This window comes from Janthinobacterium tructae, assembly GCF_006517255.1.
Classification (GTDB): domain Bacteria; phylum Pseudomonadota; class Gammaproteobacteria; order Burkholderiales; family Burkholderiaceae_D; genus Janthinobacterium; species Janthinobacterium tructae.
Genome location: NZ_CP041185.1, coordinates 2,517,733 through 2,537,117, shown reverse-complemented (window position 1 = coordinate 2,537,117; position 19,385 = coordinate 2,517,733). Strand labels below are relative to the sequence as shown.

The 19,385-nt window shown below is 62.5% G+C and carries 15 protein-coding genes; all 15 read left to right on the top strand.

Annotated elements, in window-relative coordinates:
• Nucleotides 1-149: 149 nt before the first annotated feature.
• Nucleotides 150-3,005, top strand: a complete 2,856-nt coding sequence (locus tag FJQ89_RS11165) for a 2-oxoglutarate dehydrogenase E1 component (RefSeq protein WP_141170222.1) — start codon at nt 150-152, stop codon at nt 3,003-3,005.
• A gap of 117 nt (nt 3,006-3,122) precedes the next feature.
• Nucleotides 3,123-4,379: a 2-oxoglutarate dehydrogenase complex dihydrolipoyllysine-residue succinyltransferase gene (gene odhB, locus FJQ89_RS11160; protein ID WP_141170221.1), complete on the top strand. Its 1,257-nt coding sequence runs from the start codon at nt 3,123-3,125 to the stop codon at nt 4,377-4,379.
• Nucleotides 4,380-4,473: 94 nt separating this feature from the next.
• Complete coding sequence (locus tag FJQ89_RS11155; RefSeq protein WP_141170220.1) at nt 4,474-4,845, top strand: PspC domain-containing protein; 372 nt, start codon at nt 4,474-4,476, stop codon at nt 4,843-4,845.
• Nucleotides 4,835-6,265, top strand: coding sequence for a dihydrolipoyl dehydrogenase (gene lpdA / locus FJQ89_RS11150; RefSeq protein WP_099762949.1), 1,431 nt, complete (start codon nt 4,835-4,837; stop codon nt 6,263-6,265). Before FJQ89_RS11155 ends, lpdA begins: the two co-directional genes overlap by 11 nt.
• A 92-nt stretch (nt 6,266-6,357) precedes the next feature.
• Nucleotides 6,358-7,455, top strand: coding sequence for a cell division protein ZapE (zapE, locus tag FJQ89_RS11145; protein ID WP_141170219.1), 1,098 nt, complete (start codon nt 6,358-6,360; stop codon nt 7,453-7,455).
• 19 nt (nt 7,456-7,474) lie between these two features.
• A complete protein-coding gene (locus FJQ89_RS11140) occupies nt 7,475-8,194 on the top strand; it encodes a hypothetical protein (RefSeq protein ID WP_141170218.1) in 720 nt (239 codons plus the stop codon).
• A 145-nt stretch (nt 8,195-8,339) separates the two neighbouring features.
• The gene (locus FJQ89_RS11135; RefSeq protein WP_034752051.1) at nt 8,340-8,540 is read left to right on the top strand and encodes a YdcH family protein; all 201 of its coding nucleotides are present in this window, start codon (nt 8,340-8,342) and stop codon (nt 8,538-8,540) included.
• A gap of 43 nt (nt 8,541-8,583) precedes the next feature.
• Nucleotides 8,584-10,638, top strand: coding sequence for a DNA repair helicase YoaA (yoaA, locus tag FJQ89_RS11130; RefSeq protein ID WP_423245203.1), 2,055 nt, complete (start codon nt 8,584-8,586; stop codon nt 10,636-10,638).
• 270 nt (nt 10,639-10,908) lie between these two features.
• The gene (locus FJQ89_RS11125) at nt 10,909-11,514 is read left to right on the top strand and encodes a toll/interleukin-1 receptor domain-containing protein (RefSeq protein ID WP_141170217.1); all 606 of its coding nucleotides are present in this window, start codon (nt 10,909-10,911) and stop codon (nt 11,512-11,514) included.
• A gap of 19 nt (nt 11,515-11,533) precedes the next feature.
• Entirely contained in the window at nt 11,534-14,014 is a 2,481-nt protein-coding gene (locus FJQ89_RS11120) for a tetratricopeptide repeat protein (RefSeq protein WP_141170216.1), read from the top strand.
• 94 nt (nt 14,015-14,108) lie between these two features.
• The gene (gene surE, locus FJQ89_RS11115; RefSeq protein ID WP_141170215.1) at nt 14,109-14,846 is read left to right on the top strand and encodes a 5'/3'-nucleotidase SurE; all 738 of its coding nucleotides are present in this window, start codon (nt 14,109-14,111) and stop codon (nt 14,844-14,846) included.
• A gap of 9 nt (nt 14,847-14,855) precedes the next feature.
• Nucleotides 14,856-15,746: a protein-L-isoaspartate(D-aspartate) O-methyltransferase gene (locus FJQ89_RS11110; protein ID WP_141170214.1), complete on the top strand. Its 891-nt coding sequence runs from the start codon at nt 14,856-14,858 to the stop codon at nt 15,744-15,746.
• 42 nt (nt 15,747-15,788) lie between these two features.
• The gene (locus tag FJQ89_RS11105) at nt 15,789-16,706 is read left to right on the top strand and encodes a peptidoglycan DD-metalloendopeptidase family protein (RefSeq protein ID WP_141172752.1); all 918 of its coding nucleotides are present in this window, start codon (nt 15,789-15,791) and stop codon (nt 16,704-16,706) included.
• A gap of 8 nt (nt 16,707-16,714) precedes the next feature.
• Entirely contained in the window at nt 16,715-17,746 is a 1,032-nt protein-coding gene (gene rpoS, locus FJQ89_RS11100) for an RNA polymerase sigma factor RpoS (RefSeq protein WP_141170213.1), read from the top strand.
• A gap of 132 nt (nt 17,747-17,878) precedes the next feature.
• Nucleotides 17,879-19,222, top strand: coding sequence for a 23S rRNA (uracil(1939)-C(5))-methyltransferase RlmD (gene rlmD / locus FJQ89_RS11095; RefSeq protein ID WP_141170212.1), 1,344 nt, complete (start codon nt 17,879-17,881; stop codon nt 19,220-19,222).
• Nucleotides 19,223-19,385: the final 163 nt, after the last annotated feature.

Below are 19,385 nucleotides of genomic sequence, written 5' to 3'. Positions count from 1 at the left end.
GCTATTCTAAATGACGGTATGCAGAATGCTGGCGCAAGAAAAAAGCCCTTCCCCACAACTTGATGTGCAATCCGCTAACCGGTCAGGCCGTGTCGCGGAAGGTTAGATTAACCCGCTAATCTCGCGAAGCGCGAAGAAAGGTGAGCAATATGATGCAACAATTTACGTCCAACTCCTACCTGTTCGGTGGGAATGCTCCGTACGTGGAAGATCTGTACGAAGCGTATCTCAATAACCCAGGTTCGGTACCGGACAACTGGCGCGCCTATTTCGACGCCATGCAGCATGTGCCTGCAGTCGATGGCAGCAACAAGCCTGACGTGGCGCATGCCTCCGTCGTCGCCTCGTTCGCCGAGCGCGCAAAAGCAGGTCCGATCCGTACAGTGACCGCTTCCTTCGATGCTGAAATGGGCCGCAAGCGTGTTGCTGCAACGCAACTGATCGCCGCTTACCGCTACCTCGGTTCGCACTGGGCCAATCTGGATCCACTGCAACGCCAGGAACGCCCGATGATCCCTGAGCTCGAGCCGAGCTTCTACGGTTTCACCGACGCGGACATGGACACCGTGTTCAACATCAGCAATACCTATTTTGGCCCCGAGACCGCCACCCTGCGCGATCTGCTCAACTATCTGCGCGACACCTACACGCGTTCGATCGGTGCCGAATTCATGTACATCTCCGATCCGGCCGAAAAGCGCTGGTTGCAAGAGAAGCTGGAATCGATCCGCTCCACCCCGAATTTCACCCCAGAGAAAAAAATCCACATCCTCGACCGCCTGACCGCGGCTGAAGGCCTGGAACGCTATCTGCACACCCGTTACGTGGGCCAGAAGCGCTTCTCCCTGGAAGGCGGCGAAACCTTCATCGCCTCGATGGATGAAACCATCCAGCGCGCCGGCGAAAAAGGCGTGCAGGAAATCGTTATCGGCATGGCCCACCGCGGCCGCCTGAACGTACTGGTGAACACTCTGGGCAAGGCGCCACAGGAACTGTTCGAAGAATTCGAAGGCAAGCATGGCGACGACCTGCCTGCCGGCGACGTGAAGTACCATCAAGGCTTCTCGTCGGACATCTCCACCGCAGGCGGCCCGGTCCACCTGTCGCTGGCGTTCAACCCGTCGCACCTGGAAATCGTCAACCCTGTGGTCGAAGGTTCCGTCAAGGCCCGCATGGATCGCCGCGGCGATGCGCAGGGCGCGCAAGTGCTGCCTATCCTGGTGCACGGCGATGCCGCTTTCGCCGGCCAGGGCGTGGTCATGGAAACGCTGAATCTGGCGCAAACCCGTGGCTACCATACGGGCGGCACGGTGCATATCGTGATCAACAACCAGATCGGTTTCACCACCTCGGACCCGCGCGATGCACGCTCGACCCTGTACTGCTCGGACGTCGTCAAGATGATCGAAGCACCGGTCCTGCACATCAATGCCGATGATCCTGAAGCCGTGGTGCTGGCGACGCAAATCGCGCTCGACTACCGCATGGAATTCAAGAAGGACATCGTCCTCGACATCATCTGCTACCGTAAGCTTGGCCACAACGAGCAAGATACGCCGGCACTGACGCAGCCACTGATGTACAAGAAGATCGGCCAGCATCCAGGCACCCGCAAGCTGTACGCGGACAAGCTGGTAGCACAAGGCGTGATCCCTGCCGATGGCGGCGACAAGATGGTGGCCGCTTTCCGCGACGCCATGGACGCCGGCAAGCATACCGTCGATCCTGTCATCTCGAACTTCAAGAACAAGTACGCCGTCGACTGGCTGCCGTTCCTGAACAAGAAATGGACCGATTCGGCCGACACCGCCGTGCCGATGACGGAACTGAAACGCCTGGCCAGCCGCATCACCAGCGTGCCGGAAGACTTCAAGGTCCACTCGCTGGTTGAAAAAGTACTGGGCGACCGTGGCACCATGGGCCGTGGCGAAATGAACCTGGACTGGGGCATGGGCGAACACCTGGCCTACGCTTCGCTGGTATCGTCCGGCTACGCCATCCGCCTGACGGGCCAGGACGCCGGCCGCGGCACCTTCGTGCACCGCCACGCCGTCTTGCATGATCAAAACCGCGAGCGTTGGGATGCAGGTACTTACATTCCGCTGCAAAACGTGTCGGACAACCAGGCGCCGTTCACCGTCATCGACTCGGTGCTGTCCGAAGAAGCCGTACTGGCCTTCGAATACGGCTACTCGACCGCTGAACCGAACACCCTGACGATCTGGGAAGCCCAGTTCGGCGACTTCGCCAACGGCGCGCAAGTGGTGATCGACCAATTCATCAGCTCCGGCGAAGTGAAGTGGGGCCGCGCTTCGGGCCTGGTCATGATGCTGCCGCATGGTTACGAAGGCCAGGGTCCTGAGCACTCGTCCGCGCGTCCGGAGCGTTTCCTGCAGCTGTGCGCAGACAACAACATGCAAGTGGTGCAGCCGACGACGGCTGCGCAGATCTTCCATTTGCTGCGCCGCCAGATGGTGCGCCAGTTCCGCAAGCCGCTGGTCATCCTGACGCCGAAGTCGCTGTTGCGCAACAAGGATGCCGGTTCGCCGCTGACCGACCTGTCCAAGGGTGGTTTCCAGACCGTCATCGGCGAAGTCGACGACAAAATCGATGCCAAGAAAGTCAAGCGCGTCGTCGCCTGCTCGGGCAAGGTCTACTACGACCTGGTCAACGCACGCAAGACACGCGGCCAGACCGACACGGCCATCGTGCGCCTGGAACAGCTGTATCCGTTCCCGCACAAGTCGTTCGCTGCTGAACTGAAGAAGTTCCCGAACCTGGTCGAAGTCGTATGGGCCCAGGACGAGCCGCAAAACCAGGGCGCCTGGTTCCAGATCCAGCACAACATCTTCGAAGGCCTGGAATCGGGTCAGCGTCTGGCTTACGCCGGCCGTCCTGCTTCGGCGTCGCCTGCTGTCGGTTACTATGACAAGCACTACGCCCAGCAAAAAGATCTGCTGGAAACGGCATTCTCGAAGCTGAAGGGTTTTATCCTGACCAAGTAAGTGGCAGGGTAAGGGGCGCCATGTGTATGCATGGCGCCTGCTCGCATACATCATGACGGAGCGCCGCCCTTGCTACGCAGGGGCAGCGCCGCAATAACAAAATAAACGGAGTTTTACATGGCACAAATCGAAGTCAAAGTTCCCCAGTTGTCGGAGTCGGTTGCAGAAGCGACCCTGCTGGCATGGCACAAGAAAGTCGGCGAGCCAGTCGCGCGCGACGAAAACATGATCGATATCGAAACCGATAAAGTGGTGCTGGAACTGCCGGCGCCTGCCGCTGGCGTGATCGTGCAGATCATCAAGGCTGACGGCGCCACCGTCGTCGCCGGCGAAGTCATCGCCATCATCGATACCGACGGCTCGGCCAAGGTCAGCCCGATGGAAGTATCCGCTGTTCCTGCGCCAGCCCTGGCTGCCGCCGCGCAAGACACCGCTAACGCGTCGGCACCAGCCGCTGCGACCAAAGGCGATGTCGCCATGCCTGCCGCTGCCAAGATCCTGTCCGAAAAAGGCCTGTCCGCTGGCGACGTCGCCGGTTCCGGCAAAGACGGCCGCGTGACCAAGGGCGACGCCCTGGCCGCTTCCGCCAAGCCAGCTGTCGCGCCACTGGCGCCAGCCGCTGCCAAGCCAGCGCTGCAGCAAGTCGCCACGCCGACCATCGCCAGCCTGGGCGACCGTCCGGAAGAGCGCGTGCCGATGAGCCGCCTGCGCGCACGTATCGCCGAGCGCCTGCTGCAATCGCAATCGACGAACGCCATCCTGACGACGTTCAATGAAGTGAACATGCAGCCGGTCATCGACCTGCGCAACAAGTACAAGGACAAGTTCGAGAAAGAGCACGGCGTCAAGCTGGGCTTCATGTCCTTCTTCGTCAAGGCCGCCGTCGCCGCGCTGAAAAAATACCCGATCATCAACGCTTCCGTTGACGGCAACGACATCCTGTACCACGGCTACTTCGACATCGGCATCGCTGTCGGTTCGCCACGCGGCCTGGTCGTGCCTATCATCCGCAATGCGGACCAGCTGTCGATCGCCGACATCGAGAAAAAAATCGGTGAATTCGGTGCGAAAGCCAAGGAAGGCAAGCTGACCCTGGACGACCTGACGGGCGGCACGTTCTCGATCTCGAACGGCGGCACCTTCGGCTCCATGCTGTCGACCCCGATCATCAACCCGCCACAATCGGCCATCCTGGGCGTGCATGCGACCAAGGACCGCGCCGTGGTCGAAAACGGCCAGATCGTGGTGCGTCCGATGAACTACCTGGCCATGTCCTACGACCACCGCATCATCGACGGCCGCGAAGCCGTCCTGGGCCTGGTGGCGATGAAAGAAGCGCTGGAAGATCCTGCACGCCTGTTGCTGGACCTGTAAGCACCGTAGTCCCCCGGCGTCGCCGCCGGGGCAATGTAGCTGATACCCCTTGCCAGAAGACGCAGCTGGCTGATCTCAATGAAAGAGGATTCCCATGAACGTCTCTGAAGAAATCAAGCGTCTGCACGAGTTGCACCTGGCAGGTGCCCTGAGCGACGCGGAATTCGCGCAAGCGAAAGCCAAGCTCCTGAGCAATATCAACCTGGACAAATCGGACAGTCCCTCCGAATCCGGTCCGTCGAACGATCTGGTGCAGGAATTCAACCGCCTGCGCCGTTCGCGCAACGACCGCTGGCTCGGTGGCGTCTGTGGCGGCCTGGGTCGCGCTTCCGGCATGGAAGCGTGGATCTGGCGCCTGGTTTTCGTCCTGTTTACATTGACCTTCGGCTTCGGCGTGGTGATTTACCTTCTATTGTGGATTTTCGTACCAGACGAAGAGATTGGAATAACAAAACATGAGTACTAAACAATTTGACGTAGTGGTCATCGGCGCGGGCCCTGGCGGCTACATCGCCGCCATCCGCGCAGCGCAGCTGGGCTTTTCCGTCGCTTGCGTCGACGAGTGGTCGAACGCCAAGGGCGGCGCCGCACCTGGCGGTACCTGCACCAACGTCGGCTGCATCCCGTCGAAAGCGCTGCTGCAATCGTCCGAGCATTTTGAACACGCGGGCCACAGCTTCGCCGAGCACGGCATCGACGTTGCCGGCCTGAAGCTGAACCTGGGCCAGATGCTCAAGCGCAAAGACACCGTCGTCAAGCAAAACAACGACGGCATCCTGTACCTGTTCAAGAAGAACAAGATCGCCTTCTTCCACGGCCGCGCCGCTTTCGCTGCCGCCGCCGCTGGCACGTATGACATCAGCGTGACGGGCGCAGCCAACGAAACCCTGACGGCCAAGCATGTGGTCATCGCCACGGGTTCGAACGCACGCGAATTGCCGGGCGCACCATTCGACGAGAAACTGATCCTGTCGAACACGGGCGCACTGACCATCGACGCCGTTCCAGCCAAGCTGGGCGTCATCGGTGCCGGCGTGATCGGTCTGGAAATGGGCAGCGTCTGGCGCCGCCTGGGTTCCGACGTCACCGTGCTCGAAGGCCTGCCGGTCTTCCTGGGCGCTGTCGACGAGCAGATCGCCAAGGAAGCGTCGAAGCTGTTCATCAAGCAAGGCTTGAAGATCAACCTCGGTTGCAAGATCGGCGCGATCACGCCAGGCAAGAAAGACGTCACCGTGGAATTCGTGGACGCCAAGGGCGAAGCGCAAAAAGCCGTGTTCGACAAACTGATCATCTCGATCGGCCGTACGCCGAACACGAATGGCCTGGGTGCCGACAAGGTCGGCCTGCAGCTCGACGAACGCGGCTTCATCGCCGTCGACGGCGACTGCAAGACCAACCTGCCGAACGTCTGGGCAGTGGGCGACGTCGTGCGCGGCCCGATGCTGGCGCACAAGGCGGAAGAAGAAGGCGTTGCCGTGGCCGAGCGTATCGCCGGCCAGCATGGTCACACCAACTTCAACACGATTCCCTGGGTGATCTACACCTCGCCGGAAATCGCGTGGGTCGGCAAGACCGAGCAAACCCTGAAGGCCGAAGGCATCGCCTACAAGGCCGGCACCTTCCCGTTCATGGCCAATGGCCGTGCGCGCGCGCTGGGCGATACCTCGGGCATGGTGAAATTCCTGGCCGATGCGACCACCGATGAAATCCTCGGCGTGCACATCGTCGGCCCGATGGCCTCCGAACTGATTTCCGAAGCCGTCGTGGCGATGGAATTCAAGGCCTCGGCCGAAGACATCGCGCGCATCTGCCACGCGCATCCATCCTTGTCGGAAGCGACCAAGGAAGCGGCACTGGCCGTCGATAAGCGTACGCTGAACTTCTAAGCGCTACGGTACTTCGCAGCGGGCCGGCAAAGCAGTTTCTGCCTTGCCGGCCCGTTTGCGCTATGTCAAGAATCCCTGTTGAATCGAATCCCATGAACGTTGAAGAGTTTTACCAGCACGCGTTGCAGAAGCGCGATTTCAAGGCCGATGCCGCCCAGCGGCGCGCGGTCGACCGCCTGCAACTGTGCTATGACGAGTGGGTGGCCTACAAGGGCCAGCGCTCGAGTACCTTCAAGCGCCTGCTGAACCGTCCTGCCGTGCCGAAAGGCGTGTACATGTGGGGTGGCGTGGGGCGCGGCAAATCGTTCCTGATGGACAGTTTTTACTCGGTCGTGCCCGTGGTGCGCAAGACGCGCTTGCACTTTCATGAATTCATGCGCGGTGTGCACCAGCAGCTCGACGAATTGAAAGGCGTGGCCGACCCGCTCGACGAAGTGGCCAAGCGTATCGCCAAAAAATACCGCCTGATCTGCTTCGATGAATTCCACGTCTCGGACATCGCCGACGCGATGATCCTGTACAACTTGCTGTCGGCCCTGTTCGCCAATGGCGTGTCCTTCATCATGACCTCGAATTACGATCCCGACCTGCTGTATCCGGACGGCCTGCACCGCGACCGCATGCTGCCGACCATCGCGCTGCTGAAGGACAAGCTCGACGTGATGAACGTCGACGCGGGCGTCGATTACCGCGGCCGCGCGCTGGAACAGGTGGAAAGTTACTACACGCCGCTGGGCGCCGCCACCGACAAGGCCCTGCGCGATGCCTACACGCGCATCGCCGAGACGGCCGATGAAGATGCGCACATCCGCATCGAGAGCCGCGAAATCCATTGCCTGCGCCGCGCCGGCGGCATCATCTGGTTCGATTTCGCCACCCTGTGCGGCGGACCCCGCTCGCAAAATGATTACCTGGAAATCGCCAGCCGCTTTCATACGGTGATATTGTCCGGCATCCCGGCCATGTCGGCGGCGCAGTCGTCCGAAGCGCGCCGCTTTACCTGGCTGATCGACGTGTTTTATGATCAAAAGGTCAAGCTGATCATGTCGGCCGAAGTGGCGCCAGAGCAGCTGTACACGAACGGCATGCTGGCCAACGAGTTTCACCGTACCGTTTCGCGTATCATCGAGATGCAATCGCGCGAATACATGGAAAAAGAACAGCGCGGCGCGGCCGACGCGATCGTTTGAGGCAGGGATAATGAACATCATGGCAAATACACTATACAAGCTGGGTGCGGCGCTGGGCCTGGCTCTGGCATTGTCCGCCTGCGCACACCAGGGTGCCGCAGCATTGGATGAGGTTGGGGCACCGCAGGTGCCCGCGACCTTGTCGGTGGAAGAAGCGGACGCCAAGCTGAAGCAGTCAGCCAGCGAGCGCGAGGCGGCCGAAAATGAGTTTGCCGCGCGCGAACTGGAGTGCTACGACAAGTTTTTCGTGAATAACTGCCTGGACCAGGCCAAGGAAAAGCGCCGCCTGATCCTCGTGCGCCTGCGCGCCGTCGACGCGGAAGCCAATTACTTCAAGCGGGCCGAATCCGTGCGCCTGCGCGATATCGATCTGGCCAGGACGCAGGAAGATGCGCGCCTGGACGCCGAGCAGCGCACTGCGGCCATGCCCAAACCCGTGAAAGTGGTCACGCCCGAGCCGGCGCCGCCCAAGCCGGAAGGCAAGAGCCTTGCCGAGCGCGAGGCTGCGCAAGCGGCGAAGCTGGCGAAGCAAGCCGCTGCCGCAGCCGCCGAAGCGCCGCGCCGTGCGGCCCGCGAGGCAGACTATGCGCGCAAGCAGGCTGACGCCGTGGCGCGCCAGAAACGCGTGGCGCAACGCCTGGCCGAGCGCCAGGCCGAGGCGCAGGCCAAGGCTGCCAAGGCGGCCGCATCTGCTGCCAGCACGCCAGCGGCTGCTGTGCCTGTGCCGCCAGTCAATTAAGACTGCCGTGCGCGGGGCATGCCGGAAATGGCGTGCCCTAAGGCGCGCGGCAGGTTAAACTACGCACTTGCCGGTGATGCCGGCGTCAATGGCTGCCTGCGTACGTTGCGCGCGCCTGTTACCAACACTGCCTGGAACGCAACACATGAGCGATGCACAGCAAATAGAGCGGCGCCTGATTGAACTCAACGTGGAGCACCGCGACCTTGATGCCGTCATCGAGTTGCTGATACTCGATGGTCACCATGACGAGCTGCAGCTGCGCCGCCTGAAAAAGCGCAAATTGCAATTGAAGGATCACATCACCTTGCTGAAAATGCAGTTGGTGCCCGACGTTCCCGCCTGATGGGCGCCAGTAGCGTCCAGTCCAGCCTTCACTTAAGTATATTTTGACCGACCACAATTTATTGCCTGTAAACCCAGATGGCCAGCCTGCCGATTTGCACGCCAGTCTGCCAGCCGAACCCCAGGCGGCCCCTGGCAAGCACGATGCCGACATCGAGCGCCTGTTCGGCGCGGGCGGCCCGCTCGGTCCCGCCGTGGGCAGCTACAAGCCGCGCCGTTCGCAAACGGAAATGGCCAAGGCCATCGCGCATGCCATCGACAGCCAGACCACCCTGATCGCCGAGGCGGGCACGGGCACGGGTAAAACCTTCGCCTACCTGGTGCCGGCCCTGATGTGGGGCGGCAAGACCATCGTGTCTACCGGCACGAAGAACTTGCAGGACCAATTGTTCCTGCGCGATATCCCCACCGTGCGCGCCGCGCTGCAGGCACCTGTCTCCGTGGCACTGCTGAAGGGCCGCTCGAACTACGTCTGCCACTATCACCTGGAACGCACGCTGCAAAACGGGCGCATGACCTCGCGCGACGACGTGGGGCATTTGCGCGAAATCTCGCGCTTCATCAAGATGACCAGTTCCGGCGACAAGGCGGAACTGGCCAAGGTGCCGGAAAACGCCATGATCTGGAACCTGGTGACGTCCACGCGCGACACCTGCATGGGCGCCGAGTGCCAGTATTACCAGGATTGCTTCGTCATGAAGGCCCGCAAGGAAGCCCAGCAGGCCGACGTGGTGGTGGTCAACCATCACTTGTTCTTCGCCGACGTGGCCCTGAAGGACACGGGCGTGGCGGAATTGCTGCCGTCGGCCAACACCATCATCTTCGATGAGGCGCACCAGTTGCCCGATACGGCCACTTTGTTCTTCGGTAACACGGTGTCGACCTCGCAAATCCTGGAACTGTGCCGCGACGTGCTGGCCGAGGGCCTGGCGCACGCGCGCGGCATCGACTGGGCCAAGACGGTGACGGTGGTGGAAAAGGCGGCGCGCGACCTGCGATTGACCTTCCCGCAGGATATCGTGCGCCTGTCGCTGCCGCAAATCGCCCCGTCGAGCGACTTTTTCCCCGCGCTGGACACGCTCAAGGATGAGCTTGACGGCATGGTGGCCGTGCTGGAAACCCAGGCGGAACGGGCGGAAACGCTGGAGCAGTGCAGAGTGCGCGGCGTCGAGCTGGCGCAGCAGCTGAGCGGCTGGAAGTTCGATCCGAAGGCCAAGGTCGCGGCCGGCGAAGAAGCCGTGTTCTGGGTGGAGGCGTTTTCCAGCTCCCTGCAGTTGCATAAAACACCATTGTCGATCGCCCCGATCTTCAACAACCAGCGCGAAGGCACGCCGCGCAGCTGGATTTTCACGTCCGCCACCCTGGCCGTGAAGAACGATTTTAAGCATTTTTCGGAACAGATGGGCTTGACGGGCGAACCGTCGCACACCTGGCCGAGCCCCTTCGACTATGGCCAGCAGGGCTTGCTGTTCGTGCCGCAAAACCTGCCGCAACCGAACTCGCTGGGCTACACGGATGCCGTCATCGACTGCGCCTTGCCCATCATCGAGGCGGCGGGCGGGCGCACCTTCTTCCTGTGCACCACCTTGCGCGCCGTCAAGCGCGCGGCCGAGCGCCTGGCCGACGAATTCAAGCAGCGGGGCCTGAACTACCCCCTGTTCGTGCAGGGCGACAAGGGCCGCACGGAATTGCTGGACCAGTTCCGCGCCGCCGGGAATGGCGTGCTGATCGGCAGCCAGAGCTTCTGGGAAGGCGTCGACGTGCGCGGCGATGCGCTCTCTCTGGTGATCATCGACAAGCTGCCGTTCGCGCCGCCCGACGATCCCGTGCTGGCCGCGCGCATCGAAGTGATGGAAAAACAGGGCAAGAACGGCTTCATGCACCATTCGCTGCCGGAAGCCATCATCAACCTGAAGCAGGGTGCAGGCCGGCTGATCCGTGACGAGGGCGACCGCGGCGTGCTGATGATCTGCGATCCGCGCCTCATTTCCAAACCGTACGGCAAGCGCATCTGGCAAAGCCTGCCACCGTTCAAGCGCACGCGCGACACCAACGAAGTGGTGGAGTTCTTCCGCAACCTGCCCGCCAAGGGCGCTTAAGTCTTCATTGCCGGCGCCAGTTGCGCGCCGGCATATTTCCTTTTGTTATCAAGCCCTTGCGCTTCCTGTGCGGCGCTTGCCTGTGCGCCTGCCATGCCAGAAATGGGCGTGATCATGCCAGTTTCTGGCTTTTTCTGCTGTGTCCAGGACGCCAGACACATCTTTGCGCCAGCGCAAACTGAGCTGTTGCCGGGGGGGCTACAGTGAGCTCATGCCTTGCAGGATGAAGGCGCGGCGTTGGCAGGGCCGCACGGGGAACAGGGGGATGCCATGGAGATCCGCTACGGCTGTTTCTTGAGCTATGCACACGGCCAATATGCGTTCATGAACAAGTTCAAGAATGATCTCATCGAGGCGCTGGCTTGCTATCTGGAACCTCACCTCGACCGTGAAGAAGTGCTGTTCATCGACAGCGAGCAGCTGGGCGGTGGCGACGATATCGACCTGCGCGTGGCGCGCGCCATGTGCCAGAGCGTCTGCATGATCGTGCTGTACACGCCCAAATATGAAGCACACGGCTATACCCGGCGTGAATTTGCTGCCATGCAACTAATCGAACAGGAGCGGCGCGCCTGGTATGCGCTGCCCAGCCACCTGATCATCCCTATCATCATGACGCGCCATCCGGACGGCTTGCCGCCGCAAATCACGGAGTCGGGGCTGTACGTCGATTTCTCCGGCTATACGCTGGCCAGCGGCGACCTGAAGTCGAATCCGCAATACCTGCCCGACATCGACCGCATCGTGCAGCGCATCGCCACGCATTACCACTTGCTCAAGCGGTCGACACCGCCCGGCCACGATTGCAGCCGTTTCGTGTTGCCCGCTATTCCACCGGAATGGCGCGCCATTCCGACTCCCCACTTTCCGCGTTAATCACGTAAAAGGTCCTGTCATGGAATGCCAACGCCTCTCCCTGCCGCCTTTGAGCGCCCCTGGCGAAGTCGTCACCTTCTATTCCTACAAGGGCGGTACCGGCCGCACCATGGCCCTGTCGAACATCGCCGTCCTGCTGGCGCGCCGTGAAAACGCCAGCGTGCCCGTGCTGATGCTGGACTGGGACATGGAAGCGCCGGGCCTGCACCATTATTTCGAGCAGCACGAGGAACGGCCGGGCGTGCTCGAGTTCTTCGAGGCGTGCCGCCAGCAGCTCGAGCGCATCAGCCTGGAAACGGCGGGGGCGCGCGGCGGCGGGCAGGCCAGGGGGCGCGAAGATGTCGGCCGCGACGATGCGGCACTGGCGCAACGCGTACTCGACGCCATCGACTGGCAGCAATACGTGGTGCGCGTCGATCAGGGCAGCCCGCTGTACCTGATGCGCGCGGGCCGTTTCGATGCCAGCTACAGCGAACGCCTGGCGCAGATGCGCTGGGATCAGCTGTTCGACACCTGCCCGGCCCTGTTCCGCTGCTTCGCCGATACCCTGGCCCAGCATTTCCGCTACGTGCTGGTCGATTCGCGCACGGGCCGCACGGACAGCGCCGGCATCTGCACCACCTTGCTGCCGAAAAAGCTGGTGGTGGTCTTCACGCCGAACCGGCAAAGCCTGGAAGGCGTCGATGCGCTCGTCACGCGGGCCATCGAGTACCGCCGCAGCCATGAAGATGAACAGCGTCCGCTGCTGGTCTACCCCTTGCCCTCGCGTATAGAAATGGGCGATGGGGCGCAGCGCGCCGAGTGGCGCCGCGGCGACGCGCACAAGGGCATCGCCGGCTTCCAGCCCCTGTTCGAGCGCCTGCTGCGCACTTCCTACGGCTTGTCGCAGATTGCCCTCGACAGCTATTTCGACGAAGTCCAGCTGCAGCAGACGAAAACCTTTGCCTATGGCGAGCAGCTGGCCGTGCGCATCGACCAGGGCGGCGACCGCTTTTCCCTCACGCGCACCTTTGAAGCTTTTTTGCACTGGCTGACGGGCGGCTACTTCCCCTGGCAATCGAGCCGTGAAATCGCCTTGCTGGGCGCCATCAGTGAAGCGCGCCAGGCCCTGTTGCTCGAACCGGGCCGCGCCGTGGCCCTGCCGCTGGCGCGCGACCTGGCCCGCTTGGGCGAGCTGTACCGCAAGGAGGAGCGCAGCGCGCAGGCGCTCGATGCCTTTCGCCAGAGTGTCGAGATCCGCGTACGCCTGCTGGGTGAGGAACATCCCGACAGCCTGGCGTGCAAGAGCGGCATGGCGCGCCTGCTGCGCCAGTTGGGCAAGCTCGATGAAGCCCGCTTTCTGGAAGAGGACGTGCTCGACGTGCGCGAGCGCGTGCTGGGCAGCGAGCATCCCGACACCCTGGCCGCCCGGGCCTGCCTGGCGCAAACCCTGTTGCTGCAGGGCGAACTGGCGGCGGCGCTGCTGCTGCAGGATACCGTGCTCGCAAGCTATGTGCGCCAGCTGGGCGGCGAGCATCCGCTGACCCTGGAAGCGATGGATGGCCGCGCCGCCACCTTGCTGCGCATGGGCCGGCTGGCGCAGGCGCAGCAAGTGCTGGGCACGGTGGTAGCGGCGCGCGAACGCCTGTTTGGCGCCGAGCATGGCGACACCTTGCGCAGCAAGCTGGCCCTGGCGCAGGCCCTGGGGCGCGCAGGCGACCTGGAAGGCGCGCGGCGCCTGCTCGCCGCCGTGCTGCAGGTGCAGGAGCGGCGCCTGGGCAGCGACCATGCGGCCACCCTGGCCACGCGCGACTTGCTGGCCGATATCGTGGCCGGGCAGGGCGACTGGGCGGGCGCGCGCCAGCTGCACGAAGACCAGGTGGCGGCGCGCGAGCGCACGCACGGGCTCGACCATCCTGAAACCCTGATGAGCCAGCGCAAGCTGGCCGAGGCGCTGTTGCGGCGTGGCGAGCTCGATGCGGCGCGCAGCGTGCAGGAGCAGGTGCTGGAAGTGCATGCGCGCCTGCTGGGCGAAGACCACCTTGATACCTTGCAAAGCAAGAAGCAATTGGCCGGGACCCTGCAGCAGCAGGGCGACAGCGAGGCGGCGCGCCTGCTGGAGGACGCGGTGCTCAGCGGCAGCGACCGGTTGCTGAATGCGCCCGTCACGGGGCATGCGGACAGCGTGCTGGACGGCGCCCGGCATTTGCAGCAAACCATCCTGGCCGGCCGCGCCAGCGGGCAGGACGTGGCCGAGCCGGACACCCTGGCCAGCATGATCTCGATGTTGCAAGGCATGATAGAGCGCGAACAGTATGCGCAGGCGGGCGAACTGGCCGACCATTTGAAGTCCTGTCTGCTGCGCCCTGGTGTACCGGGCAAGCTGCGCAGGCGCGGCATGGCGCAGCTGAAAAGAATGTATAAATTGCAAGGTGATCTGAATGCCTTGCTGGCCCTGCAGGAGGATGAAGTGCAGGCGCTGGAAGGGGCGTTATCGGAAGCGGGCATCGAGCCGCGCTGACGCCTTGCGCCAAGTCAGCGCGGCAGCATAAATAATGCTGCCATTCGGTGCGTGGCACGCGCAGTGTTGGCATTGCTTCAGGTAAAATCTCGTTATGAGAATTCTTATCAGTAACGACGACGGTTACCTGGCGCCAGGCCTGGCGGCCCTGGCCGACGCGCTCGCGCCCATTGCGGAAATCGTCGTGGTGGCGCCCGACAGCAATCGTTCGGGCGCGTCCAATTCGCTGTCCCTGGACCGGCCCCTGTCCGTGCACAAGGCGGCCAACGGCTTTTATTTTGTCAACGGCACGCCCACCGACTGCGTGCACGTGGCGCTGACGGGCATGCTCATCGAGCGCCCCGACCTGGTGGTCTCCGGCATCAACAACGGTCCCAACATGGGCGACGACACCCTGTATTCGGGCACCGTGGCAGCCGCCACGGAAGGCTATCTGTTCGGCATTCCCGCCATCGCCTTTTCCCAGTCGCAGTTTGGCTGGGCCAACCTGGACGCGGCCGCCCGCGTGGCGCGGGAAATCGTCGAGCGCCAGTTTGACGCCCTGCAGAAACCGTATTTGCTGAATGTGAACATCCCCGCCATTCCATACGAACAACTGCAAGGCCTGGCGGCCACGCGGCTGGGCAAGCGCCATTCGGCCGAGCCCGTGATCCGCGCCCTCGATCCCCGTGGCCGTGAAATCTTCTGGATCGGCCCCGCTGGCGCCGCCAAGGAAGGCGGGCCGGGCACGGATTTTTACGCCGTTGAACATGGACAAGTCTCGATCACGCCGCTGCAGATCGACCTGACCCATACCACCCAACTCGATGCACTGGCACAAGGCCTGGCATGACCGCTCACTATGACTGACAAGCCGCGTACCTTCCCCCTTACCCTCGATTCGCTGGCCGGCAAGCCCGTCAGGCCGGGCGGGGGGCAGTCGCTGGCGCAGTCGCGCATTGCCACGCCGCAGACGGCGACGCAAAATGCGGCGCAAAATGCGGCCAGGGGAGGCGCGCCGTACCACGCTGCCACGCTGCCCATCGCGCCGTCGCGGGCCCAGGCCATCGCCAATGAGCGGGCGCAGCCGGCGGTGCTGTCGCCGCCACGGCAAAATCCGCTGGTGTCGGAGGCAGTACGCCGGGCCATGGTGGCGCGCATCGCGAAACAGGGCGTCAAGGACCAGGTGGTGCTCGACGCTATGCAAGCCGTGCCGCGCCATCTGTTCATGGACGAGGCGCTGGCATCGCAGGCGTATATCGACGCTTCCTTGCCCATCGGCCATCATCAGACCATTTCGCAGCCGTATATCGTGGCACGCATGATCGAAGTGATGCGCCAGGGCGGCAACTTGCAGCGCGTGCTGGAGATCGGCACGGGCTGCGGTTACCAGGCGACGGTGCTGTCGCTGGTGGCGAAGGAGGTGTATTCGATCGAGCGCATCCGGCCCCTGCACGAGCTGGCGAAGGCCAATCTGCGTCCGCTGCGCGTGTCAAATCTGCGCTTGCAGTACGGAGATGGTATGCTTGGCTTGCCGCAGGCGGCGCCCTTCGACGGGATTATCCTTGCCGCAGCCGGCCTGGAAGTCCCGCAAGCCCTGCTGGAGCAGCTGGCGCCCGGCGGGCGTCTGGTTGCGCCGGTGGGGGCTAAATTGCAACACTTACAACTCATTACCCGGGTGGGGAAAATGGAATGGACCAGCCAGACCCTGGAAGACTGCCATTTCGTACCTTTGCGCCCGGGCACCATATGATCCCCGGATCAGCTAGCAAGCAGGACATACAATTACATGCGAATGATTAAGAAAAGTAACATACTTCTATGTAGCATCACCTTGGCCGCGCTGTTGAGCGGTTGCGGCACCACGGGTGTCCAGGCACCCGTCGTGGAGCGCCATCCATCGAGCAGCAGCGCCGCCGCCAGCGATCCGCGCGACCGCGACCCGGCCTATTACACGGTCAAGCGCGGTGACACCCTGTTGCGCATCGCCCTGGAGCACGGCCAGAATTACCGCGACCTGGTGGCCTGGAATGACTTGAGCAACCCGAACGACATCAAGGTCGACCAGGTATTGCGCGTGCTGCCGCCGAATGGCGACACGGGCGGCGCGCAAACATCGGCCATCGTCATGCCGCCGGTGACGGAAATCAAGCCGGCCGCGCCCGTCGTGCCGAAGAAAACCGGGCCGCGCGGCGAAAAGCGCGCGTATTCCGACGCCACCCTGGCCGAGTTGCGTGCCGATGGCGGCAGTGCCGACGTCAAGCCTGCGCCAGCACCGGCAGCAGTTGTCGCCGCCGCACCGGCGGCCGCTGCGGCAGCGCCTGCAGCAGCGGCGCCTGGCGATGAGAAGATCAGCTGGATGTGGCCTTCCGAAGGCAAGGTCATCGGCACTTTCGACGAAGGCAAGAACAAGGGCGTCGATATCGCCGGCAAGGCGGGCCAGCAGGTGGTGGCGGCCGGTGCGGGAAAAGTCATGTATGCCGGGAGCGGAATCCGTGGTTATGGTAATCTTGTCATCGTGAAGCACAGTAATAGTCTGTTGTCGGCATATGCGCATAACCGCAGCATCCTGGTGAAGGAAGGGCAGAACGTCAACAAAGGCCAGGCCATCGCCGAAATGGGCGATTCCGATGCCGACCGCGTGAAGCTGCACTTTGAAATTCGCCAGCAGGGCAAGCCTGTCGACCCTTCGAAATTCCTGCCTAACCGTTAGGTAAAGCAATGACACACGCGCCGCACGATCAGCTGGACGATGAGCCGGAACTGCCGGAAGACGGGGCAGACGAAGTCGTGACGGACGATGCCGGCGAACTCGACGCCATTGACGTCGTCGACGCGGGCGAGGGCGGCGAGGTGGCCAGCGTCAGCGTGCTGGTCGAAAGTGTCGATGAACTGAAAAAAGTGCTGGCGGCCGAACTGTCGACCGATACCACGCAGCACTACCTGAACCAGATCGGCACGCGGCCATTGCTGACGGCGGCGCAAGAGGTGCATTACGCCACGCTGGCCAAGCAGGGCAATTTCGAAGCCCGGCAAACCATGATCGAGCACAACCTGCGCCTGGTCGTGTCGATCGCCAAGCATTACATCAATCGCGGCGTGGTCTTGCTCGACATGATCGAGGAGGGCAACATCGGCCTGATGCGCGCCATCGACAAGTTCGAACCCGAACGCGGGTTCCGTTTTTCCACGTATGCCACCTGGTGGATACGCCAGAGCATCGAGCGCGCCATCATGAACCAGGCGCGCACGGTGCGCCTGCCCGTGCACATGGTGCGCGAACTGAACCAGATTTTGCGCGGCAAGTACCACCTGGAAGCCCAGCACCACGATGGCAAGGATGCCACTGCGGAAGACATCGCCCACCTGGTGGGCCGTCCCGTGGAAGAGGTGCAAGATATCCTGGCCTTGTCCGAGCACGCGACCTCGCTCGATGCGCCGCTCGACAACGATCCGCAATCGTCGCTGATGGACATGCTGCCGGGCGCCAGCGAAGACAGTCCCGATGCGCGCGCGGAACAGCATGAAATGACGGTGCTGGTGCGCGACTGGCTGACCAAGTTGCCCGACAAGCAGCGCGTGGTCATCATGCGCCGTTTCGGTCTGGACAACGACGATCCGGCCACGCTGGAAACCCTGGCCGATGAAATGGGCGTGACGCGCGAGCGCGTGCGCCAGATCCAGCAGGAAGCGCTGATTAAACTCAAACGCGCCATGGCGGCACGCGGCGTGGTGCGCGACTCTCTGCTCTAGGACACCCGGTCCCGGTATTTCCGGGGCCGCATCTGCTATCATACGCCCCGCTCGCGGCGCCAGACCTTTCCCCCATTCTTTCAAGTTCCAGCGCGGCCCTGCGTCCTGGCCCACTCTTACCTATTGATCGCTATGCAAGAAAATATCATCGAAATCAAATCGCTCGACATGGACGCCCGTGGCGTTGGCCATATTGAGAACGAAGACGGCTCGCCGGGCAAGGTCGTGTTTGTCGAAGGCGCGTTGCCGGGCGAGCGCGTCAGCTTTGTGACGTACAAGAAGAAGAAAAATTGGGAAATGGCCCGCATGACGGTGCTGCACCGCGAATCGTCGATGCGCGTGACGCCCAAGTGCAAGCATTTCGATAACTGCGGCGGCTGCTCGATGCAGCACCTGGAACCGTCGGCGCAGGTGGCGATCAAGCAGCGCGTGCTGGAAGATAACTTGTGGCATATCGGCAAGGTGCGTCCGCAAAGTATCATGCGCCCCATGTATGGCCCGACGTGGGGCTACCGTTACCGCGCGCGCCTGTCCGTGCGCCACGTCAAGAAAAAGGATGCCGTGCTGGTGGGCTTCCATGAAAAGAAATCGGCTTTCGTTGCCGACATGGATAGCTGCGAAATCTTGCCACCGCACATCTCCGCCATGCTGCTGCCGCTGCGTGGACTGATTGCTTCGCTGTCGATCTTCGACCAGATGCCGCAGATCGAGCTGGCCGTGGGCGAAGACGTCACGGCCATGGTCTTGCGCATCATGGCGCCATTGACGGCGGACGACGAAACGAAATTGAAGGCCTTTGCCGACGAATACGGCGTGCAATGGTGGCTGCAGGTGAAAGGGCCGGAAACAGCCGTGCCGTTCTATCCGCTGGACAAGCAGTTGCACTACCTGCTGCCGGAATTCGGCGTCAAGATGCCGTTCAAGCCAGTCGATTTCACGCAGGTGAACCACCACATCAACCGCGTGCTGGTGTCGAAAGCCCTGCGTTTGCTGGAAGTGCAGCCGACCGACCGCGTGGCTGACCTGTTCTGCGGCCTGGGCAATTTCACCTTGCCGCTGGCCACGCAAGGCAGCGCAGTGGTGGGCATCGAAGGCAGTACCACGCTGACGGAGCGGGCGCTGGAAAACGCGCTGGCCAATGGCCTGGCGGAAAAAACCTCGTTCTCGACGCGCAACCTGTTCGAAGTGACGACGGACGACCTGATCGCGCTGGGCAAGTTTGACCGCATCCTGGTCGACCCGCCGCGCGATGGCGCCATGGCCCTGTGTCAGGCGCTGGTCGGTCTGTCGCAAGTGCGTCCCGACCTGCTGCCGAAGCGCATCGTGTACGTCTCGTGCAGCCCGTCGACCCTGGCGCGCGACGCCGGCATCCTGGCGCTGGAAGCGGGCTATGTGCTGAGCAAGGCGGGCGTGGTGAACATGTTCCCGCACACTTCGCATGTCGAATCGATGGCGGTATTTGATTTGCCTCAATAAGTCTGCCTGACACGGCGGGTGGCCAGGCAGGCACCCGCCGCCGCTGTATGCAATGGCACAGCAAGCTCCCCCAATACCAGTTACAGCGTATTATAAAACTGGTCTGTCTTTTCCCGGTCCAGCGTCTTTTTTCATCCTCCCTATGCCGTTTTTTGATTGTCCA